We start from the raw sequence: 21,910 nt of genomic DNA, 5'->3' as shown, positions 1-21,910 counted from the left end.
ACCGTACCAAAGGGCTCCCGCGCCCGGGGCGTTCCGGGCGACTTCGGGCGGGCGGGCCGTCCCGGCCCGGAGGTCCGCCGGGCGGGCCGCGCCGGTCGTTAGGCTCGGGGGCCTGCCGCCCGCCATGGACGGCGGGTGGTCGCCTTTCGGACCGGGATGGGGGCAGGGGTGGGCGAGCGTGACTTCTGGGTGGGCACCTACACCGGGGAGGCGGGCGCCGGTAAGGGCGTCTACCGGGTACGGCGTGGACGGGACGGCTCGCTCGGGGCGCCGGAGCTCGCGGCCGCGACGGTGTCCCCGTCCTATCTGGCGGTCCATCCGGGCGGGGACGTGGTGTACGCGGTCCGCGAGGAGGAGGCGGGCGCCGTCCTGGCGTTCGCGGCCGCGGGCGGGAGGCTTCGGGAGATCGGCAGGGTGGACGCGGGGTCGCTCCCGTGCCACCTGTCCGTCGGCCCCGGCGGCGGGTACCTGATCGTCGCCGACTACGGGTCGGGGACGGTCAGGGCGGTGCCGCTCGGCCCCGGCGGCGGGTTCGCGGGCGAGCCGGACGTGGCGGAAGGGCACGGGCGCGGCCCGCGCGAGGACCGCCAGGAGGGCCCGCACGCGCACGCGAGCGCGCACGCCCCGGACGGCACCGTCCTGTCCACCGACCTCGGGGCCGACCTCGTCCGCTCCTTCCGCGTCGAGGGCGGGAGGCTGCGGCCCGTCGGCGAGACCCCGCTGCCGCCCGGCTGCGGGCCCCGGCACCTGGCCGTCCACCCGAGCGGGCACGTGTACGTGCTGACCGAACTGACGGCGACGGTGCTCGTCCTGCGCCCGGCCGGCGGCTACGCCCGCCTCGACCTGGTCGCCGAGTCCCCCGCGACGGCGGGGCCGGTGGCCGGCGATCCGCTGGGCGCGGCGATCAAGCTGGGGGACGGCGGCCGGTTCGCCTACACCTCGGCACGCGGCGCGGACGTGGTCACCGCCCACCGCGTGCTCGACGACGGCGCCGCGCTCGCGCCCGTCGCGGACGCCGGATGCGGCGGGCACTGGCCCCGGGACCTGCACGTGGACGGCGAGTGGATGCACGTCGCCAACGAGCGGAGCGGGCAGGTCGCGACGTTCCGGATCGGCGCCGGCGGCGTCCCCGCGCAGGTGGGGGCCCCGCTGGAGGTGCCGTCGCCGGTCTGCGTCGTCCCCGCCTGAGGCGCCCTTCCGGCGGCCCCCGGCCGGTGTTTCCGGCACGGACGCGCGGGCACGTCCCGGGGAGGACGAGGGGGGATCCGGACATGACGGCCATCGCGACGACCAATCCCGCGACGGGACGGGTGGAGAAGACCTTCGACGCGCACCCGCCGGAGGAGGTCGACCGGCGCATCCGGCGGGCGGCCACGGCGTTCGCCTCGTACCGCACGACCCGCGTCGCCGAGCGCGCCGCGTGGATGAACGCGGCGGCGGACATCCTCGACGGCGAGGCGGAACGGATCGGCGCCCTGCTGACCACCGAGATGGGCAAGACGCTCAAGGCCGCGGAGGCGGAGGCGCGCAAGTGCGCGAACGCGTGCCGGTACTACGCCGGGCACGCGGAAGGGTTCCTCGCCGACCGCCCCGCCGACGCCGCAGCCGTGGGGGCGTCCGGCGCCTACGTCCGCTACCAGCCGCTCGGGCCCGTGCTGGCGGTCATGCCGTGGAACTTCCCGCTCTGGCAGGTGATCCGCTTCGCGGCACCGGGGCTGATGGCGGGCAACGTGGGGCTGCTCAAGCACTCCTCGAACGTCCCGCAGACGGCGCTGTTCCTGGAGGAGCTGTTCCGGCGCGCGGGCTTCCCCGAGGGCGTGTTCCAGACGCTGCTCATCGGCTCGGGCGACGTCGAGCGGGTCTTGCGCGACCCGCGGGTGAGGGCGGCGACGCTCACCGGCAGCGAGCCCGCCGGCCGGTCGGTCGCCGCCATCGCCGGGGACGAGATCAAGCCGACGGTGCTGGAGCTCGGCGGCAGCGACGCGTTCGTGGTGATGCCGTCCGCGGACGTCGGGGCGGCGGCGGAGGCGGCGGCCACGTCCCGCTGCCTCAACAACGGGCAGAGCTGCATCTCCGCCAAGCGCTTCATCGTCGACACCGGCGTCGCCGACGAGTTCGAGCGGCTGTTCGTGGAGGCGATGCGCGCCCGGCGGGTGGGCGACCCGATGGACGAGGCCACCGACGTGGGGCCGCTGGCCACCGAGCAGGGCCGCGCCGACGTGGAGGAGTTCGTCGCCGACGCGGCCGGCAAGGGCGCCGCGGTGCTGTGCGGAGGCGAGCGCCCGGACGGGCCCGGCTGGTACTACCCGCCGACGGTCGTCTCGGGCGTCACCCCCGACATGCGCATGTTCCACGAGGAGGTGTTCGGGCCGGTCGCGTCGCTGTTCCGCGTCCGCGGCGTGTCCAAGGCGGTCGAGGTGGCGAACGCGACCGGCTTCGGCCTCGGCTCCAACGCCTGGACGCGGGAGCCGGACGAGCGGGAGCGGTTCGTCCGGGAGCTGGACGCCGGGCAGGTCTTCATCAACGGGATGACGACGTCGTACCCGGAGCTGCCGTTCGGCGGGGTCAAGCGCTCCGGCTACGGCCGCGAGCTGTCCGAGCAGGGCATGCACGCGTTCTGCAACGTCAAGACGGTCTGGATCGCCTAAGCCGCCCGGCTGTCCCCGGGGGGTGTGGGGGTCGTCCCCTGCAAGAGACCGGGCCGGCGGCGCGAGCCCCGTCCGATCCGCTGCGGGATGCCCGCCGGGCGGGGTGTGACGAGGGCGATAGCAGGTCGGGGGCGTCTTTACGCTTGACTTCCAGTATTCCTACCTTAATTATGGGAAATATGCCGCACGTCGTCCTGACCGTCCGGCGCGTGGTCGACTTCATGCGCCTGAACAGCACTCTCTGTCGGTGACCGCGCCGCCCGCGCCGCCTCCGCGCCCCCGCGCGCGACCCGGCCGGGCCCTTCCCGCCCCGTCCGCCCGTCCGGCGCACTGACGCGCCCGCGACCGGGCCCTTTCCTCGCACACACCACCGTTCTCCGCACCGAGCCCGCCGTCGCCGCCGTCCGGCGCCGGCAGGGCTCCCGCCGGCGTGCGGCCGGCGCCCGCCGCCGCCCCGCCCGATCACATGAGGGGCTACGCCACCATGTTCGACTTCCGTCACCGTTCACGTCTCGCCGCCGCCGCGGCCGCGGCCGCCGCCCTGCTCAGCCTCGCCTCCGCGTGCGGCGGGAAGGCCGAGGCGGGCGGCACCGCGGGCGGCCCCGGCGGGGCCGCCGTGATCAAGCTCAAGGACCCCGGGAACGCCGGCCCGCTCGCCTACGCCAAGCGCGAGGGGATCCTGGAGGAGCGGCTGAAGGCCGTCGGCGCGCGGGTGGAGTGGGGCGGCTCGTACGCCTCGTTCACCGCGACGATCGACGCCGTCCGCTCCGGGTCCGTGAACGTCCTGGAGGGCGCGATCTCGCCCGCGCTGGGATACCTCGCCAACAGCCGCAACATCAAGATCTTCTCCTTCACCGACCCGGTGACCGACCGGTCCGCGCCCCCGCGGGACGGCTTGGTCGTGCCCGCCGACAGCCCCGTCCGGTCCGTCAAGGACCTGGTCGGCAAGCAGGTCGCGGTCAACAAGGGCGGCCGCGGCGAGTACCTGCTGCTGCTCGCGCTGCGGCAGAACGGGATCCCGGCCGACCGGGTCAAGCGGGTCTACCTCAACCCGGTGCAGGGCGCCTCGGCGTTCGCCACCGGCAAGGTGGACGCCTGGTGGGCGATCGTCGACGCCTACCCCGAGGTGGTCGCCAAGGGCGCCCGCGTCCTGGTCAACGGGCGCGACCTCCCCGACCGCGACCTCAGCATCTGGGCCGCGCGGACGGAGCTGCTCGACCGGCACCCCGAGGCCGTCAGGGTCGTCCTCGACACCCTGCGCGAGCTGACCGAGCAGGAGAAGCGCTCGCCCGAGCGGTTCCAGAACGTGTTCCTCAAGAAGGGGCCGACGGCGGTCTCGGGGGCGCGCCTCCAGGACAACCTCGCCGAGGCCCGGTTCCAGAACGTCCCCCGGTACGCGGGCGCGGCCGACGGGAAGTACGTCGAGGACGTCGCCGGGATCTTCCGCCAGTACGGCGTCCTGCCCGCCGCCATCCCGGCCGCCGAGGTGATCTTCGACCTGAGGGCGGCACCGGCCTCGGCGGCGCCGTCGGGGCGGGCGTCATGACGCTCGGGCGATCCACCGCGCCGCCCGTCCGCCGGGAGCCGCCGGACACGACGCCGGACGCGACGGCCGGCGGGTCCGGCGGGGGGACCGCGGACCTCCGCGTCCCGCCCCGGATCGGGCCCCGGCACCGTCCCCCGGCGGTGTCGCTCGCGGTCCGGACCGCGGTGCCGGTGCTGCTGCTCGCGGCCTGGTGGTACGGGTCGGCGAGCGGGCGGATCCCGCCGGACGTCCTGACCGGGCCCGGAGCGGTGTTCGGGGCGCTGCGCGAGCTGGCCGAGACCGGGCAGCTCACCGACTACCTGCTGGCGTCGGGACGGCGCGCGGCGCTGGGCGTGCTCGCCGGCGCCGGCGCCGGGCTGCTGCTCGGGATCGCGGCGGGGCTGTCGGCGCTCGGCGAGGAGCTGATCGACCCGACGATGCAGATGAAGCGGGCCGTGCCGTTCCTCGCGCTCGTGCCGCTGTTCATCTCCTGGTTCGGCGTCGGCGAGACCTTCAAGGTCGTCCTGATCGCGGTGGCGACGGCCGCGCCGATGTACGCCTACACCTACCTCGGCGTGCGCGGCGTCGACCGCGAGGTGGTGGAGGCGGCACGCGGCTTCGGGCTGCGCGGCGCCCGGCTGGCCGCCGCGGTGATCGTGCCGAGCGCGCTGCCGAGCATACTGATGGCGCTGCGCATCAGCCTGTCGGTCTCGCTGACCGGGCTGATCGCCGCCGAGCAGATCGGCGCGAGCGAGGGCATCGGCTACCTGGTCACACTCGCGCAGCAGTACTACCGCAACGACTACATGGTGCTGTGCATCCTGATCTACGCGCTGATCGGCCTGGTCATCGACCTGGTGATCCGGGGCGTGGAGCGGGTGGCGATGCCGTGGCGCGGGCAGGTGGCGGCCCGGTGAGCGACGTCGCCGTGCGCATCACCGGCCTGCGCAAGTCGTTCGGCCCGAAGACCGTCCTGGACGGTGTGGACCTGGAGATCCGGCGCGGGGAGTTCTTCGCCCTGCTCGGGCCCAGCGGCACCGGCAAGACCACCCTCCTGCGCGTCCTCGCGGGCCTCCAGTCCCCCGACGCCGGGACGGTGCTCGCCGCCCCGCGGCGCACGACCGTCTACCAGGAGCCGCGGCTGGTGCGGGCCCGGCGCGTCCTGCCGAACGTGACGCTGGGCCTGCCGCGCACGTCCCGGAAGGCGGGGCGGCGCGCGCTGGACGAGGTCGGGCTGGCGGGGCAGGGGCGGTCCTGGCCCGCGACGCTGTCGGGCGGCGAGGCGCAGCGGGTGGCGCTGGCGCGGGCGCTGGTCCGCGACCCGCAGGTGCTGCTGCTGGACGAGCCGTTCGCCCCCCTCGACGCGCTCACCCGGCTGCAGATGCAGGACCTCGTCGCCGAGCTGTGCGCCCGGCACCGCCCCGCGGTCCTCCTCGTCACCCATGACGTGGACGAGGCGCTGCGGCTCGCCGACCGGGTCGCGGTGCTGCGCGACGGGGTCTTCGCCGCCGACGAGGTCATCGGCCTGCCGCGGCCCCGCGACCGCGACGACCCGGCCCTCGCCCGGCTCCGCCGGGCCTTCCTGTCCCATCTCGGGGTCGGGCCCGTCCCGGCCCCGGTACCCGAACCGCGTTGAGGAGTGCCGTGTCTTCGGTAGAGAGAATCTGGTTCACCCGCTGCCCGGTGCCGACGGCCAGCGGCCTGGCGCACCGCCGGGGCTGGCTGTCGGAGGCGTTCGGCGCCGCCGGGCTGGAGGTGGGCGTCCTGCAGGACGCCGGCCCGGAGCTGGCCCGGCACCACTTCGACCACGACCTGCTCGGGCTGTTCCGCGAGGGCGGGAACGTCCCCGCCCTCGCGGCCCGCTCGGCGGGCGCGCCGACACGGCTGATCGGTCTGACGTGGATCGAGGAATGGCAGTCGATCCTGGTGCGGCCCGGGTCGGGGATCGAGGACGCCGCCGGGCTGCGCGGCGTCCGGGTCGCCCTGCCCGGCTGGGCCGGGACGCGCGCGACGAGCTTCCCGCGCGCGATGGCCCTGCACGGGGTGAAGGGCGCCCTCGCACAGGGCGGCCTCACCCTCGACGACGTCACGTTCGTGGAGGTCCCGGCCGACCTGTCCCCCTCCGTGGGACGGGACGCGCGCGGCGGGCGGCTGTCGTGGCCCGGCCTCGACCACCTGGTCCGCGGGGAGGTGGACGCGGTGTACGTCAAGGGCGCGCGGGCCGCCGACCAGGCCCGCGAGCTCGGCCTCGCCGTCGCCGTCGACCTGGACGCCCACCCCGACCCGCGGACCCGCGTCAACAACGGCACCCCGAGGCCCATCACCGTCCACGAGCGGCTGCTGGAGGAACGCCCCGACCTGGTGGTGACGTTCCTGACGCAGACGCTGCGGGCGGCGGAATGGGCCGCGGGCGACCTCGGCGCCGTCCGCGAGATCCTCGCCGGCGAGACCCGCTCGGACGCCGAGGGCGTCGCCACCGCCTACCGGGGCGGCTTCCACCGCTCCCTGCACCCCGACCTGTCGGGCGAGCGGCGCGCGCTCCTGCGCGTCCAGAAGGACTTCCTGCTCGTGCACGGGTTCCTGGACGCCGACGTGGACCTGGACGCCTGGGCGGCGCCCGAGCCGCTCCGCGAGGCGCGCGAGCGCCTGGCCGCGGGAGAGGTGGCGGCATGACGGAGTTCATCGTCACGCTGCCGTCACGCGGGGACGGCGCCCGCGGGGACTGGGGGCCGCCGCCCGCCTCCCTCCCGCCGTTCGTGACCGACCTGCGGTACGGCGTGTACGGGCCGTTCGACCATCTGGCGGAGGCCGGCCGGGCCGCCGAGATCGTCGGCTTCGACGGGGCGCTCGCGCCGTTCGACCCGGGCGGCGAGGAGTCGGTCGTCGTCACGTCCGGGCTGCTGCGGGCGAGCCGGTGGCTGCGCGGCGTCGCGGGCCTGCATCCCGGCGTCGCCACGCCGGTGTACGCGGCGAAGGTGTCGGCGTCGTTGCAGCGCTTCTCCGGCGGGAGGCTCGACTGGCGCCTGTCGGTAGACCTCGACCCGGCCGTCGCGCGGGCCCAGGGCGACTTCGTGGAGGGCCTCGACCGCTACGCGCGCGCGGACGAGTTCCTCACCATCGCCAAGGGCGTGTGGCACGAGGAGTCCTACACCTACGAGGGACGGTTCTTCCATGTGCTGGCGGGCGGCTTCCAGGAGCCGCTGTCCAGCCGGCCGTTCCCCCGCGTCCATCTGACCGGGACGTCCACGGAGGCCCTCGACCTGTCGGCGCGGCACGCCGACGTGCACGTCTTCGATCTCGGGGACGACCTGGACGCGCTCACCGCCGACCTCCGCGGGCGGGCGGCGGTCCACCGCCGGGCCGTGGCGGCCGGGCTGACCCTGCCCGTGCTGGCGCGCGAGGACGGCGAGGAGGCCGCGGCCGAGGCCGCCCGCCGCGCCGCCGCGGGCGCCCCGCCCTCGGGGCTCGTCGGCTCGTACGAGGACGTCGCGGAGGTGATCGGGGACTTCGCCGCGCGCGGCGTCACCACGTTCGTCCTGCAGGCCGTGCCGCACATCGAGGAGACCTACCGCCTGGGCGAGAACCTGCTCCCCCTGCTGGCCCGCACGGGCCCGGCGGGCGCCCCGGGCACCGCGGAGACCCCCGGCACGGCGGGGGCACCGGACACGGCGGGGACGCCGGACAGGAGCAGGGAGCACGCGCATGCCGATTGACATCTACTGGCGGATCGGGACCCACGGTGACCAGCGCTCGCTGCGCCGCCGCGTCGCGAGCCGCGGGGACTGGGCACCGGGCGAGCCCGGCGCCATCACGCCCGGCGTCCGCGGCGGGCGCGGCGACGGGTACAGCCACCTCGACCACATGGCGGACGTGGCGCGGGCGTCGGAGCTGTCGGGGTTCGTCGGCGGGCTGCTGCCGTCGTTCCCGTTCACCGACGACCCCTGGGCGGCGGCCGCGAGCCTGGCCCGGGAGACCACCACCTACCGGTTCATGATCGCCTACCAGCCGGGGTTCCTGCATCCGGTGCAGGCCGCGCGGATGTCGGCGAGCCTCCAGCGGGTGACCGGCGGGCGCGTGGTCTACAACGTCATCTCCGGTGGCGGCGGGCCCCCGCAGCTGTGGTGGGGCGACAAGGTCGACCACGACGACCGGTACGCGCGGACCTCGGAGTTCCTCGACGTGCTGAAGGGCGTGTGGGACGGCGGGCCGTTCGACTACGAGGGCCGCTTCTACCGCGTGGAGGGCGCCGGGCTGCCCGGTCCGCTCGCCCGCCAGCCGTTCCCGGAGATCTACTTCTCCGGCTCCTCGCCCGCGGCGATCCGGGCCGCCGGGCGGCACGCCGACTACTACCTGTCGTGGCTGGAGCCCTTCGAGGCGCTGGCCGCCAAGTTCGCGCAGGTGCGCGAGCACACCGAGGCGCTCGGGCGGGCGCCGCGGTTCGCGGTGCGCGTCGACGTGCTCGCCCGCGAGACCGAGGAGGAGGCCTGGGACGAGATCCGGCGCGGCTGGCGGCACGTCGACCCCGCCCGGCTCCGCGGCCCCGAGGCCACGGGCGACTCGGTCGGATGGCTGCGCAGCTCGTCCTTCGTCGGCTGGCCGGTCACGCACTACCGCGAGCTGGAGGCGGCCCCGAACGTGTGGGGCGGCTTCCACCTGCTGCGGGGCGGCCCGGCGTTCGGCCTCGTCGGCAGTCACGCGCAGGTCGCCGCGCGGCTTGACGAACTGATCGGCATCGGCGTGGACGCGTTCATCCTCGCCGGTGTGCCCCACCTGGAGGAGGCGTACCGCGTGGGCGAGCGGGTGCTGCCCCTGCTGCGCGGCCACGACCTCCGCGACCACTCCCCCATCTCCGCGACGAGAGGAACCCCCTGATGTCCGAGTCCAAGCCCGTCCGCGTCGGCTACTTCCCGAGCAACAACTCCCTGTGGGTGCTGCGCCACCGGGGCGTCCTGGAGCGTTCCCTCCCCGACGTCGAGTGGGTGGACTTCCGCTCGCTGCCGTCCGGGGACCGGCCGTCGCCCGCCGAGGGCCTGCCGTCCGCGCACGGCGACCACCTCTTCGACGGCGGGTACGACTTCATCGGCACCGGCTCGACACCGCCGGTCACGGCGCAGGCCAAGGGCCACGACATCGTGTACGTGGCGACGTCGGGCCCGCGGCACGAGAACGGGCGGCTCGTCGTCCACGAGGACTCGGGCATCGCCTCGCCCGCCGACCTCAAGGGCCGCAGGGTCGCGCTCGGGCACGGCTCCTGGCAGACGACGCTGCTGCTGTTCGCGCTGGACGGCGCCGGCCTCGGCTGGAGCGACATCGAGCCGGTGGACGCCTACGGCGACGCCGCGCAGCTGTTCCTGGACCGCGAGGTCGACGCGTGGGTCGGCTCGTACCCGGCGCTGACGCGGGTGGAGCGGGAGGCGGCCCCGCGCACGCTCATCGAGACCGGCGGCCTGTTCAGCCACCGGTCGCTGTGGTTCACGCGCCGCGACTTCGCCGAGGAGCGCCGGGAGGAGCTGGCGGCCATCGTCGCCGCGCTGCGCGAGTCGGACGCCTGGATCAAGGAGAACCCGGCCGAGGCGGCGAAGCTGTTCGCGGCCGACGACGGCGGCGACCCGGCAGCCTGGGAGCACGCCCTGCGGCACCGGCCGTTCGGCCTGGAGCCGGTGAGCGGGGAGTTCGTCGCCGAGCAGCAGCGCGCGGCCGACCTCTTCCACGCCGCCGGGCTGATCGACCGGAGGATCACGGTCGCGGACGCGGTCCTGCCGGGCGTGGCGGAGCTGGTCGGGGCGGCCCGCACGCCCTGACGGCGGGACCGGGGCGGCGCCGGGCGGCCGTCACAGCGTGACGGCCGCCCGGCGCTGTCGAGCGCGCGAGGGCGAGGGCCGCTCACCGATCTCCACAAGAGATCTCGTGCCCGGCCGTCAGACCAGGCCGTTCTGGACGAGCCACGCCTTGGCGACGGCCTCGACGGGGTCCCGGTTCACCTCGACCCGCGCGTTCATGTAGCGCAGGTCGTCGGTGGTGAGCTTGGCCGAGACGGCGTCGAGCGCGGCGCGGGCCGCGCCGTCCACGCCGCCGCGGTTGACCAGCGGCGTGACGTTCTGGGCGCCGAACAGCCGCTTCGGATCGTCCAGGACGACGAAGTCGCGGGCGCGGAGCGCGGGGTCGGTGGTGAACATCTGCGCCGCCTGCAGCGACCCCTTCTCCAGCAGGTCGGCGAGGGTGCCGAAGTCGTCGTGCCGGAAGGGCTGGAAGTCCTTGAACCGGGCGCCGTAGACGGCCCTGAGGCCGATCATCCCCTGGTGCCGTGTCTCGGCCTCCGGCGTGCCGCCGAGGACGAAGCCGTCCGAGACCTCCGCGAGCCCGGCAAGCGAGGTGAGGCCGTAGCGTGTGACGGTCCGCCGCGTGACGACGATCGCGTCCTTGTCCTCGGCCTTCGCGGAATCGAGGATCTCCAGCGGGGCCGGCAGCTCCGTGCGGAGTGCGGCGTTCACCGACGGCGTGGTCGCCGGGGCCCCGGCGTCCAGGTCCAGGGCCCCGACGTAGGAGGCGAGCGCGCCGTTGTACTCGGGGACGACGTCGATCTCACCGGACCGGGCCAGCGGATAGTAGGTCTCGCGGGACCCGATGCCGCGGCGGCGGACGACGGACCGGCCCCCGGCCTCCAGTTTCTGGGCGTAGATCTCGCTCAGCAGGACGCTCTCGGGGAAGTTCGCCGAGCCCACGGTGATCCGCCGCGCCGTGGACGGAGGTCCCGCCACCGCGGGGCGGCGTCCGCCGGAACCGCCCTGGCGCGGCCACAGGACGGCCGCGGCGGCGACGGCGCCGGACAGGGCGAGCGCGGTGGCCACGATCAGGATGCGGTGGCGGCGCCAGGCCGAGATGACCGTCCCGCCCGACGCGGGCCCGGGATGCCCGGCGGCGGCGGCCCCGGAGCGCGCCTCGGCGCGCCGCCCGATGGTCGGCGCGCGCGGATGCCCCACCCGCGCCTCGGGCGCCGGTGGCGGTCCCGGCTCCGCGCCGTCCCCGGTGTCGCGGCGCGTGGACGTGCCGTCGTCCTCCCCGGCGCGGGCCGGGCCGTGGCCGAGCAGGCGCAGCAGCACCTCGCTCGCCGCGGGGCGCTCCACCGGATCCTGCGCCAGGCAGGGCGCGACGACCCGGCTCAGCCAGGACGGCAGGTCCACCAGGTACCGCTCCAGCCGCAGCCGCCGGTCGAACGCGCTGTGCGGCCCGCCGTCGCCGAACACCCGCGGGCCGAGCGCGGCGAAGCTCATCGTGACGGCCCAGGAGTAGACGTCGGCGGCCGCGCCGACCTCGCCGCCCGCCTCCTGCTCGGGCGCCATGAACGCGGGCGTCCCGGACACGCCCGGTTCACCGCGCCCGGACGGCCCGAGCGCCCTGGCGACCCCGAAGTCGACCACGCGAGGGCCGTCGGCGGCGAGGAGCACGTTCCCCGGCGTGAAGTCCCGGTGGACGACGTTCGCGGCGTGGGTGGCGGTGAGCGCCACCATCGTCCCGACGGCGAGGCGCTCCAGCTCCGCGCCGCCCAGCGGCCCGTGCTCCTCCACGGCGGCGCGCAGGGATGGGCCGTCGACGTACTCGCTGACGATGAACGGACGGTCCCCGTCGGTCCCGGCGTCCAGGACCCGCGCGGTGCAGAAGCGGGCGATCTGGCGGACGAGCGCGATCTCCGAGAGGTCGGCGTCCGCGGCCCCGGCGGGACGGGGGTGGGGCGTCTTGACCGCCACCCGCCCGTCCGACCCGGGGCGGCGCGCGACGTAGACCACGCCCTGCCCGCCCGCCCCGAGACGGCCGAGGAGCTCGTATCCGCCGATGTCGGCCGGGTCGTCCGGCCGCAGGGGTTCGACCGCCACCGCGGGCCGCCTTTCCTGGGACGAGTGCAGACGTGTGCCCCGTGGGACACCGTGCGCGGCGGGGCGGTTCAGGAATATAGTCCGATTCTTCGCGAGATCAGGGATTTCATACCGGGCCGTCGAGAAGCCGCAGGACGGCGTCCTCGATCGCCCTCTCCGACAGCAGCACGTGGCGGGCGGCGTCGCCGAGGGGGATGAAGCTGTCCTCGCCGGCGACGCGGGCCGCGCGGCCCCGGAAGCCCCGGTCGGCCAGCGCGGCGAGGACCGCCTCGGAGACGCCCCCGGTGCGGCGGGTCTCGTCGGCGACCAGGACGGCGCCGGTGGCCTCCGCCTCGCGCAGCAGGTCGTCCACGGGCAGCGGGGCGAGCCAGCGCAGGTCGAGGACGCGGCAGCGCACGCCCCGTCCCTCCAGGCGGCGGGCCGCGCGCAGGCTCAGCCGCAGCCCGTTCGCGAAGGTGACGATCGTGACGTCCCCGCCCGACCCGTGCAGGCGGGCCCGGCCGAGCGGGACCGGGGCGGGCGGCGGCGCGGCGAGCCAGCCGCCGTCGCCGTCCTCGTGCAGGTCGCGGTGGTGGTAGAGGGCGATCGGCTCCAGCACCGCGCAGACGCGCCCGGCGTCCTCGGCGGCGTCCACGCAGGCGCGCAGCATCCCGGCGGCGTCGTCCGGCCGGGCCGGCGAGGCGATGACGAGGCCCGGCACCTCGCGCAGCGCCGCCACCGCGTTGTCGTTGTGGAAATGGCCGCCGAACCCCTTCTGGTAGGCGTACGCGGCGATGCGCACGACCATGGGGTTGCGGTACCGCCCGGCGGAGAAGAACGGCAGCGTCGCCGCCTCGCCGCGGATCTGGTCGATGGCGTTGTGCAGATAGGCCAGGTACTGGATCTCCGGCACGGGCAGCATCCCGGCCACCCCGAGCCCGAGCGCCAGGCCGAGGACCGACTGCTCGTCCAGGATCGTGTCGAACACCCGCGCCGCCCCGGCCCGCCGCCGCAGCCCGCGGGTGACGCCGTAGACGCCGCCCTTGCGCGCCACGTCCTCGCCGAACACCAGCAGGCCCGGCCGCTCGTCGAGCAGCTCGCCGAGCGTCCGGTTGATCGCCCGCGCGACGGTCACCGGCTCCCCGTCGGGCACGCCGGGCACGGGCCCGGCCTGCGCCGGGCGCGGGCGGACGGGCGCCGCCAGCGGGGCCATGACCTCCGCGGCGGACGCGAGCCTCGGGGCTCCGGCGACCTCGGCGGCGAGCGCCGCCACCTCGGCGCGCTTGGCCTCGTACAGCGCGACGACCTCCGCGGCGGTCGCCGCGCCCCGGCCGACGAGCAGCCGCGCGGTGCCGAGCAGCGGGTCGGCGTCCAGATCGGCGGCGATCTCGGCGGGGGTGCGGTAGGACGTCTCGACGTCGGAGCCCGCGTGGCCCATCAGGCGGACCGTGCGCAGGTGCAGGAACGCGGGACGGCGGCGCCCGCGGACCCAGGCGGCCGCCCGGCGCGCCGCGTCGTAGGCGTCCTCCAGGTCGCCGCCGTCGGCGTGGAAGTAGGCCAGCCCCGGGCGGGAGCCGTACGCCGCGTGGATCCAGCCGGGCGGCGTGCGGACGCTGATGCCGATGCCGTTGTCCTCGCACACCAGCAGCAACGGCATGGGGAGGCCCTGGAAGCCGCAGTTCACCGCCGCGTTGATCGCGCCCGTCGCGGTGGAGTGGTTGGCCGAGGCGTCCCCGAAGCCGCAGACGGCCACCGCGTCGCGCGGCCACGGCGAGTCCAGGCCGAGACGCGCCGCGCGCTCGATCGCGAACGCGACGCCGAGCGCGCGCGGGAGGTGGGAGGCGATCGTCGAGGTCTGCGGGATGACGTTGAGCCGCCTGCTGCCGAAGACCTTGTGACGGCCCCCCGAGACCGGGTCCTCGGCGGCGGCGACCAGGCCGAGGAGGACGTCGCGGAGCGGGTCGCCGCCCGGCGCCTGCCGCGCGCGCTCCAGGAAGAACGCGCCCGACCGGTAGTGCAGGAGCGCCGGGTCACCGGGGCGCAGGACCGCGGCCACGGCGGCGCCGCCCTCGTGCCCGGCCGAGCCGATGGTGTAGAAGCCGTGGCCGTCCGCCTGGAGCCGGCGCGCGGCGAGGTCCAGGTGCCGGCTGCCGAGCTGGGCGTCGAACAGCTCCAGCAGGCGCGCGTTGCCGAGCGGCCCCGCGGGGGAGGGCGGCTCCGGCGGCCGGAGGGCGGCGGCCTGCTCCAGGAAATGGGCGTCGGCGGGCTCGGGCATGCGGGCTCCCTGCGTCGTCGTGCCCGCGAGGCGCCGCGGCGCGCCAGCGATGCGGGCTGCGGTATGGCCGCGGAGTCGAGCATCGGGCACCGCGGGCGCCGGAGCCAAGCTCTGGACCGGGAACCGGCCCGATGCCGCGGGACGGCCGGGCGGCGCGCGGCGGAAGCGTCAGCCGGGCTTGGCCTCACGGTAAGCAAGCCGTGCTCTGGCCGATCTTGGCGCGGGCGCGGGGGCCGTCCAGGCTGGGAGCGTGCTCACCTCCGTCATCGGCGGCGCCCGGATACCGGCGGGGCCGCGTCCGTACCGGTCCACCGATCCCTCCCGCACGTCCGAGACGGTCGCCGAGGTCTCGCTCGCCGGGGGCGGCGACGTCGTGGCCGCGTGCCGCGCGGCGCGGGCGGCGCAGGACGCCTGGCGGGACGTGCCGGCACCCGTCCGGGGGCAGGCCGTCGCCGCCGCCGGGCGGCTGGTCGAGGCCAACAAGCAGGCCCTCGCCCGTCTCGTCACCCGGGAGGTCGGCAAGCCGTACGCCGAGGCCCTCGGCGAGGTCCAGGAGATCGCGGACACGTGCGCGTTCTTCCTCGGGGAGGGGCGGCGGCTGTACGGCCAGACCGTGCCGTCGGAGATGCCGGACAAGCAGCTGTTCACGTTCCGCGACCCGGTCGGGGTCGTCACCGTGATCACGGCGGGGAACTTCCCCGTCGCGGTGCCGTCCTGGTACATCGTCCCGGCGCTGCTGTGCGGCAACACCGTCGTATGGAAGCCCGCGGAGTACGCGGCGGCCTGCGCGGAGGCGCTCTACGAGCTGTTCGCCCACGCCGGGCTCCCGGACGGCGTCCTCAACGTCGTGTACGCCGACGGCCCGGAGACGTTCCGGGGGCTGGAGGAGGCACTGGACGCCGGGCTGGTCGACAAGGTGGGCTTCACCGGCTCCACGGAGGTCGGGTCGCGGATCGGCGCGCTGTGCGGCCGCCACCTGCAGACGCCGTGCCTGGAGCTGGGCGGGAAGAACCCGATGGTCGTCGCCGGGGACGCCGACCTCCCCCTGGCCGTCGAGGGCGCCCTGTTCTCGGGGTTCGGCACCGCCGGGCAGCGCTGCACCTCCCTCGGCACGGCGATCGTGCACGAGTCGGTGCACGCGGAGTTCGTCCGGCTGCTCGACGAGGCGGCGCGGGCCGCGCCGGTCGGCGACCCGGCCGCCGACGTGCTGTTCGGGCCGCTGATGTGCGAGCGGTTCGCCGACGGCTTCGAGAAGGCCCTCGGCTGGATCGGCCCGCGGCACACCGTCCACGGCTCGTCGGGGACGGGACGGATCACGGCGGCCAACCCGCGCGCCGGCTTCGTCGGCGACCCCGGGGCCGGGCTGTTCTACCACCCCGTGATCGTGGACGGCACGGGCCCCGGCGACGAGCTGTTCATGAACGAGACGTTCGGGCCCATCGTCGGCGTCGCGTCCTACCGCACGCCGGACGAGGCCGTCGCCCTCGCCAACGCCCCCGGCTACGGGCTGTCCGCGTCGATCTACACGGCGGACCCGGCGACGGTGTTCGCGTTCCGGCGGCGGGTCTCGGCCGGGATGGTCAGCGTGAACAACTCCACGTCCGGGGCCGAGGCGCACCTGCCGTTCGGCGGGAACGGGCGGTCGGGGAACGGGAGCCGCCAGTCGGGGATGTGGGTGCTGGACCAGTTCACCCGCTGGCAGTCGATGAACTGGGACCACTCGGGACGGCTCCAGAAGGCGCAGATGGACGTCATCGAGATGGAGCCCGACCTGGGCTTCCGGCTCTAGGGGGCACGGTGGACGCGGCCGAGGTCGTCGTCATCGGCGGCGGCGTGATGGGGACGAGCATCGCCTTCCACCTCGCCGAGGCCGGGGTGGGGGTGCTCCTGCTGGAGCGCGGCGCACTGGGCTCGGGCTCGACCTGCAAGGCCGCGGGCGGCGTCCGGGCGCAGTTCTCCGACGAGGTCAACATCCGGCTCGGCGCCCGCAGCCTGGAGGCGTTCGCGCGGTTCGGGACGCGGCCGGGCCAGGAGATCGACCTGCGCCGTGTCGGGTACCTGTTCCTGCTGTCGCGGCCGGAGGACGTGGCGGCGTTCGAGCGGAGCGTGGCCCTGCAGAACGCGCTGGGCGTCCCGAGCCGCATGCTCACGGTGGCGGAGGCGCGGCGGCTGTCCCCGCTGGTCGCGCCGGACGGTCTGCTGGCCGCCGCGTACTCCCCCGACGACGGGCACTGCACCCCGGAGTCGGTGGTGCTCGGATACGCCGCCGGGGCGCGCCGGCACGGCGCGCGGATCCGCACCCGCTGCGAGGTCCTCGGCGTCGACGTCGACGGCGGCCGGGTCACGGGCGTCCGCACGGCGGCGGGCCGCGTCGCGGCGGCGGCGGTCGTCTGCGCGGCGGGGGCCTGGTCGGCGGCGGTCGGCGCGATGGCGGGGGTGGACCTCCCGGTGGAGCCGCTGCGGCGCCAGATCGCCGTCACCGGGCCGATGCCCGACCTGCCCCGCCCGGTGCCGATGACCATCGACTTCACGACCTCGTTCTACTTCCACGGCGAGGGCGCCGGGCTGCTGCTCGGGATGTCCGACCCCGACGAGCGGCCGGGCTTCGCGCTCGGCTACTCCGACGCCTGGCTCCCCCGCCTCACCGCGGCGATCGGCGCCCGCGCACCGCGGCTGCTCGACGCCCGCCTGACCGGCGGCTGGGCCGGCCTGTACGAGGTCACCCCCGACCACAACGCCCTCATCGGCGAGGCCCCGGGGGTGTCCCGGTTCCTGTACGCGACGGGCTTCTCCGGGCACGGCTTCCTGCAGGGGCCGGCGGTCGGCGAGGTCGTCCGGGACCTCTACCTCGGCCGCGAGCCTCCCGTGGACGTCACGCCCCTGGACGCCGCGCGGCTGGCGGGCGACCGGCTCCGCCCGGAGACCGCCCGCGTCTGACGGCGCCCGGCGGCGTCGCGCGGGCGCACCGCGGCGCCGCGGTCCACGGCCCGGCCGCGCCGGTCAGCCGTGCGTCGGCCGCCTGGCCACCAGGGTCAGCACGTCGTACTTGGCGACCGACGCGCCGTCCTGGTTGGTGACGTCGGTGTCCCAGCGGACCTCGCCGTAGTCCGCGCCCTCGCGCGGCGTGATCTGCTTGGCGGTCAGCGTGACGGTCAGCTCGTCCCCGGGGTTGACGGGGGTGAGGAAGCGCAGGTTCTCCAGGCCGTAGTTCGCCAGGACGGGCCCGGGGGCGGGGTCGACGAACAGCCCGGCCGCGAACGAGACGATGAGGTAGCCGTGGGCGACGCGCCCGCCGAAGAACGGGTTGGCCCGCGCGGCGTCCTCGTCCATGTGGGCGTAGAAGGTGTCGCCGGTGAACTCGGCGAAGTGCTCGACGTCGGCGAGGGTGACGGCGCGGGGCCCGCCGACGGCGGTGTCGCCGACGCGCAGGTCCTCCAGGTGCCTGCGGAACGGGTGCTCGCGGGTGACCGTCCGGTCGGTGCCGGGCACCCACCTGCCGGTGATCGCGGTCAGTGTCGCGGGACCGGCCTGCACGGCGGTGCGGCGCATGTGGTGGACGACGCCGCGGATCCCGCCCAGCTCCTCGCCGCCGCCGGCGCGTCCGGGGCCGCCGTGGACGAGCGCGGGCAGCGGCGACCCGTGCCCAGTGGACTCCCCGGCGTCCTCCCGGTTCAGGACGAGCAGCCGCCCGTGCCAGGGCGCCGCGCCGAGCACGACGTCGCGGGCGAACCCGGCGTCGGCGGTCACCACGGACCCGGCGAGGCTGCCCCGGCCCCGCGCGGCCAGCGCGACCGCCCGCGCCGTCCCCTCGTAGGGCAGCAGCGTGCTCACCGGCCCGAACGCCTCGACCTCGTGCGGCTCGGCGCGGTCGGCGTCGTCGGCCCGCAGCAGGATCGGCGCCATGAACGCGCCCCGCTCGGCGTCCGCGTCCACGACCTCGACGCGGCCGGGGTCGCCGGAGACGACGCGCGCCGCGTCCAGGAGCGCCTTGAGCGAGCGGCGCACCTCCTCGCGCTGGCCGAGGCCGGCGAGGGCGCCCATCCGGACCTCCGGGACGGCCGGGTTCCCGACCGTGACCGAGGCGAGCCGCTCGCGGGCGGCGGCGGCCACGTCGTCGATGAGGGACGCCGGGACCAGCGCCCGCCGGATCGCGGTGCACTTCTGCCCGGCCTTGACGGTCATCTCGGTGACGAGCTGCTCGACGAACAGGTCGAACTCCGGTGTGCCGGGCGTGGCGTCCGGGCCCAGGATCGAGCAGTTCAGCGAGTCGGCCTCGGCGTTGAACCGCACCGCGTTCCCGACGACCGCGGGGTGGGTGCGCAGCAGGCGGGCGGTGGACGCCGACCCGGTGAACGCGACGATGTCCTGCTCCGTGAGGTGGTCGAGCAGGTCACGGGGCTCACCGCACACCAGCTGCACCGAGCCCTCCGGCAGGATGCCGGACTCGACGACCAGCTCGATCAGCCGGGCCGTCAGGTAGGCGGTCTGGCTCGCGGGCTTGACCAGGCTCGGGACCCCCGCGAGGAACGCGGGCGCCAGCTTCTCCAGCGGTCCCCAGACCGGGAAGTTGAACGCGTTGATCTGCACCGCCACACCGAGGGACGGCGTGCACAGGTGCTGCCCGGTGAACGTGCCGCCCTTGCCCAGCGGCTCCACGTCCCCCTCGACCAGGATCCGGTCGTTGGGCAGTTCCCGCCTGCCCTTGCCCGCATAGCCGAACAGCACCCCGATGCCGCCGTCCACGTCGAACCGGGAGTCCCCGAGCGTGGCGCCCGTCCGCGCCGACAGCGCGTACAGCTCCTCGCGGTGCTCCCTCAGATGGGACGCCAGCGCCTTCAGCAAGGCGGCGCGCTGGTGGAACGTCAGCTCCCGCAGGACGGGGCCGCCCACGCGCCGCCCGTGGTCGAGGGCGGCGCCCATGTCGATCCCCGCCGAGGAGATCCGCGCGACCTCCTCCCCGGTGACGGCGTCGCGCAGCGGCGCCCCCTCGTCGTCAGGAGAGGACCACGAACCCGACACATAGCTGCGCAGCACGACCACCGGGACCTCCTCGTCCAGATCTCAGGTTCTTCTTGCCACGCTCGGGCTCCCTTCACGCCTCCGGGCGGGGACGGGGACGCGGGCGCCCGATCGCGCACGCGGCGGGCGGGGGGCTCCCGGGCCGGCCGGGAACGGCCGTTCAGTGGACGTGGTCGGGGGCGGCGGCCTCGGGGTGGGCGAGCAGCCAGCCGATCCGCTCGCGGCTCCCGGCGTCGGTCGGCGCGTAGACGATCATGCGGGAGCCGGGCGCCGCGCTGAGGTCCAGGCTGGTGGTGCGGGTGCGCACCAGGCCGACGGCGTGGTGCTGGAACACCTTGGTCCGCGCCACGGGGACGGCGACGTCGTGGTCGGCCCAGAGCCGCGCGAACTCGGGGCTGGCCGCCCGGAGCCGCCGGACGAGCTCCTTCCAGCCCGGCTCGTCCACGTGCCGGCTGTAGCGGTGGCGGAACACCGCGACGTGCGCCGGCCCCTCCGTGGCCATGTTCACGACCGGGTTGCAGCACGGCGGGAGCGTGAACACCATCCACATCGAGTTGCGCTCGCCGGGCGGCGCGGCCACCACGCGCGGGAAGATCGCCGCGTAGGCGCGGTTCCAGGCGAGGAGGTCGGAACGGCCGTTGTAGACCGCGGCGGGGACGGGGTCGAGGGCGTCCAGGACCGTCTGCACGTCCTCGGGCAGGACGTCGGCGTCCTCGGGGGCGGCCGCGTCCGGGACCTCGGCCAGCCGGTACAGGTGCTCGCGCTCGGCGGCGTCCAGGCGCAGGGTGCGGGCCACCGCGTCCAGGACCTGCGTGCTGGCGTTGATCGGGCGGCCCTGCTCCAGCCAGGTGTACCAGGTGACGCCGACCCCGGCGAGCTGGGCGACCTCCTCCCGGCGCAGGCCGGGCGTGCGGCGGCGCGGGCCGGGCGGCATCCCGACGTCGGCGGGGGTGATCCGCTCACGCCGGCTGCGCAGGAACGCCGCCAGCTCGCCGCGGCGCTGCCGCCCCCTCGGGCCGCCCGCGGTGCCCACGCCGGTCATCGTCACGCCCCCCAGCCTGCCGTGCGCCCGCCGTTCCTTCCAGGTGCTGCCGGTACCAGTATCCGCGGGCTCTCGTTACCGGTACCGGGGCTCCCGGATGCTCGTGTCCATGACTCAGACAACCGATCTGCCCGGGACCGTCCCCGATCGGGGCCCGCGGAACGGGCCGGGCCGCCTCATGCTGGCCCTGCTCCTGCTCGGGCAGTTCATGGCGATCCTGGACGTCAACATCGTCAACGTGGCCCTGCCCACCATGCGCGCGGACCTGCACGCCTCCGGCGCGGGGCTCCAGCTGGTCGTGGCGGGCTACATCATCTCCTACGCCGTCCTGCTGATCACGGGGGCCAGGCTCGGCGACATCGCGGGGAACCGCCGCATGTACCACCTCGGGCTGGCCGCGTTCACGGTGACGTCGCTGGCCTGCGGGCTGGCGCCGTCCACCTGGACGCTGGTGGGCTTCCGGTTCCTGCAGGGCGCGGGCGCCGCGCTGATGACGCCGCAGGTGATGTCGATGATCCAGCGGAACTTCACCGGCGCGGCACGGGCCCGCGCGCTCGGCGTCTACTCGGCGGTCATCGCGGGCGGCATCGTCGCCGGCCAGGTCGCGGGCGGCCTGCTCGTCAGCGCCGGCCTGCTCGGCTCCGGCTGGCGGGCGGTCTTCCTCGTCAACGTGCCGATCGGCGCCGCGCTGCTGCTGGCGGGGCCGCGGCTGCTGCCGGCCGACCGGGGCCCGCGCGGCGGCCGCCTGGACCTGCCGGGCCTGGCGACGCTGTCCCCGGCGGTGCTGCTGCTGGTCGTCCCGCTGATCCTCGGCCACGAGCTGGGCTGGCCGCTGTGGGGGTGGGCGTCGCTGGCGGCGAGCGCCGCGTTCCTGGCCGTGTTCGCGGCGGTGGAGCGGCGGGTCGCGGCCGGTGGCGGGCGGCCGCTCATCTCCGGGCGGGTCCTGCGCGCGCCGCGGCTCGCGGTCGCCTGCGCCGTGCTGGTCCTCGCGCCGTGCACCTGGGCCGCGTTCCTGTTCACCACCACCCTGCACCTCCAGGGCGACCTGGGCATGTCGCCGCTGAGGTCCGGGCTGGCGTTCGTGCCGTGCGTCACCGCGTTCGGGCTGGTCGGGCTGAGCTGGCAGCGCCTGCCCGCCCGCTGGCACGGCCGCGCCGTCCCGGCCGGGTTCGCCGTCGCGGCGGCGGGCTATCTGTGCGTGGGCCCGCTCGCGGACGGCGGCCCCCGGTACCTGGTGCTGACGACGGTCATCGGCGCCGGCCTCGGCGTGATGCCGGTCGTCATGACGACGGCGCTGCGCCACGTTCCGGCCGAGGACGCCGCCGACGCCGGCGGCCTGATGCTGACGCTCATGCAGATCGGCCAGGTCACCGGTGTCGCGACCGTCGGGACGCTGTTCCTCACGCTCGCCGGGGACGGCGGCTCCACGCGGCACGCCGAGTACGGCACCGGGTGGGCGCTGGCAGCCGCCGCCGTGTTCGCGGCCGTGTGGGGCGCCGCCCTGGCGCGGGGCGGGACGGCCCGCGCCGCCGGGCCCGGGACCTGACGCCG

General features: G+C 75.9%; 16 protein-coding genes. 12 read left to right on the top strand and 4 right to left on the bottom strand.

The window, feature by feature from the left end; all coding sequences use genetic code 11:
• Positions 1–168: 168 nt before the first annotated feature.
• From AGRA3207_RS00310 to AGRA3207_RS00270, 9 genes are all read left to right on the top strand, one after another.
• Positions 169–1,188: a lactonase family protein gene (locus tag AGRA3207_RS00310; RefSeq protein WP_231332522.1), complete on the top strand. Its 1,020-nt coding sequence runs from the start codon at positions 169–171 to the stop codon at positions 1,186–1,188.
• 83 nt (positions 1,189–1,271) lie between these two features.
• Positions 1,272–2,648: an NADP-dependent succinic semialdehyde dehydrogenase gene (locus AGRA3207_RS00305; RefSeq protein WP_231332521.1), complete on the top strand. Its 1,377-nt coding sequence runs from the start codon at positions 1,272–1,274 to the stop codon at positions 2,646–2,648.
• 484 nt (positions 2,649–3,132) lie between these two features.
• A complete protein-coding gene (locus tag AGRA3207_RS00300) occupies positions 3,133–4,194 on the top strand; it encodes an NrtA/SsuA/CpmA family ABC transporter substrate-binding protein (protein WP_231332520.1) in 1,062 nt (353 codons plus the stop codon).
• On the top strand, positions 4,191–5,090 hold the full coding sequence (locus AGRA3207_RS00295; protein WP_231332519.1) for an ABC transporter permease: 900 nt from the start codon (positions 4,191–4,193) through the stop codon (positions 5,088–5,090). Before AGRA3207_RS00300 ends, AGRA3207_RS00295 begins: the two co-directional genes overlap by 4 nt.
• Positions 5,087–5,809: an ABC transporter ATP-binding protein gene (locus AGRA3207_RS00290; RefSeq protein WP_231332518.1), complete on the top strand. Its 723-nt coding sequence runs from the start codon at positions 5,087–5,089 to the stop codon at positions 5,807–5,809. The genes AGRA3207_RS00295 and AGRA3207_RS00290 overlap by 4 nt, the downstream gene beginning before the upstream one ends.
• 8 nt (positions 5,810–5,817) lie before the next feature.
• Positions 5,818–6,846 carry an ABC transporter substrate-binding protein gene (locus AGRA3207_RS00285; protein ID WP_231332517.1) on the top strand — a complete coding sequence of 343 codons (1,029 nt, stop codon included), beginning with the start codon at positions 5,818–5,820 and terminating at the stop codon, positions 6,844–6,846.
• The gene (locus AGRA3207_RS00280; protein ID WP_231332516.1) at positions 6,843–7,886 is read left to right on the top strand and encodes an LLM class flavin-dependent oxidoreductase; all 1,044 of its coding nucleotides are present in this window, start codon (positions 6,843–6,845) and stop codon (positions 7,884–7,886) included. The genes AGRA3207_RS00285 and AGRA3207_RS00280 overlap by 4 nt, the downstream gene beginning before the upstream one ends.
• Positions 7,876–9,045 (top strand): LLM class flavin-dependent oxidoreductase, encoded by a 1,170-nt coding sequence (locus tag AGRA3207_RS00275; protein ID WP_231332515.1) that lies wholly within the window; start codon positions 7,876–7,878, stop codon positions 9,043–9,045. Before AGRA3207_RS00280 ends, AGRA3207_RS00275 begins: the two co-directional genes overlap by 11 nt.
• Positions 9,045–9,974, top strand: a complete 930-nt coding sequence (locus AGRA3207_RS00270; protein WP_231332514.1) for an ABC transporter substrate-binding protein — start codon at positions 9,045–9,047, stop codon at positions 9,972–9,974. The genes AGRA3207_RS00275 and AGRA3207_RS00270 overlap by 1 nt, the downstream gene beginning before the upstream one ends.
• A 117-nt stretch (positions 9,975–10,091) precedes the next feature.
• Here the strand turns inward: AGRA3207_RS00270 and AGRA3207_RS00265 are convergent, their stop codons facing one another.
• Together AGRA3207_RS00265 and AGRA3207_RS00260 are read right to left on the bottom strand one after the other, a co-directional pair.
• Positions 10,092–12,044 (bottom strand): glycine betaine ABC transporter substrate-binding protein, encoded by a 1,953-nt coding sequence (locus AGRA3207_RS00265; RefSeq protein WP_231332513.1) that lies wholly within the window; start codon positions 12,042–12,044, stop codon positions 10,092–10,094.
• Between the two features lie 106 nt (positions 12,045–12,150).
• Positions 12,151–14,298, bottom strand: a complete 2,148-nt coding sequence (locus tag AGRA3207_RS00260) for a thiamine pyrophosphate-dependent enzyme (RefSeq protein ID WP_231332512.1) — start codon at positions 14,296–14,298, stop codon at positions 12,151–12,153.
• Positions 14,299–14,548: 250 nt separating this feature from the next.
• Here AGRA3207_RS00260 and AGRA3207_RS00255 point away from each other — a divergent pair, with 250 nt between their 5' ends.
• Together AGRA3207_RS00255 and AGRA3207_RS00250 are read left to right on the top strand one after the other, a co-directional pair.
• A complete protein-coding gene (locus AGRA3207_RS00255; RefSeq protein WP_231332511.1) occupies positions 14,549–16,087 on the top strand; it encodes an aldehyde dehydrogenase family protein in 1,539 nt (512 codons plus the stop codon).
• Between the two features lie 8 nt (positions 16,088–16,095).
• Positions 16,096–17,235: an NAD(P)/FAD-dependent oxidoreductase gene (locus AGRA3207_RS00250; protein WP_231332510.1), complete on the top strand. Its 1,140-nt coding sequence runs from the start codon at positions 16,096–16,098 to the stop codon at positions 17,233–17,235.
• A gap of 63 nt (positions 17,236–17,298) precedes the next feature.
• On the opposite strand, the gene paaZ is transcribed toward AGRA3207_RS00250, so the two are convergent.
• The gene (paaZ, locus tag AGRA3207_RS00245; RefSeq protein ID WP_231332509.1) at positions 17,299–19,338 is read right to left on the bottom strand and encodes a phenylacetic acid degradation bifunctional protein PaaZ; all 2,040 of its coding nucleotides are present in this window, start codon (positions 19,336–19,338) and stop codon (positions 17,299–17,301) included.
• 139 nt (positions 19,339–19,477) lie between these two features.
• Entirely contained in the window at positions 19,478–20,359 is an 882-nt protein-coding gene (locus AGRA3207_RS00240; protein WP_231336531.1) for a helix-turn-helix transcriptional regulator, read from the bottom strand.
• Positions 20,360–20,468: 109 nt separating this feature from the next.
• Between AGRA3207_RS00240 and AGRA3207_RS00235 the strand changes: the two genes are divergently transcribed.
• Positions 20,469–21,905: an MFS transporter gene (locus AGRA3207_RS00235; RefSeq protein ID WP_231332508.1), complete on the top strand. Its 1,437-nt coding sequence runs from the start codon at positions 20,469–20,471 to the stop codon at positions 21,903–21,905.
• Positions 21,906–21,910 lie beyond the last annotated feature (5 nt).

Origin of the sequence: Actinomadura graeca, from assembly GCF_019175365.1 — a bacterium.
GTDB lineage: Bacteria > Actinomycetota > Actinomycetes > Streptosporangiales > Streptosporangiaceae > Spirillospora > Spirillospora graeca.
This window is presented reverse-complemented; position numbering and strand designations above follow the sequence as displayed.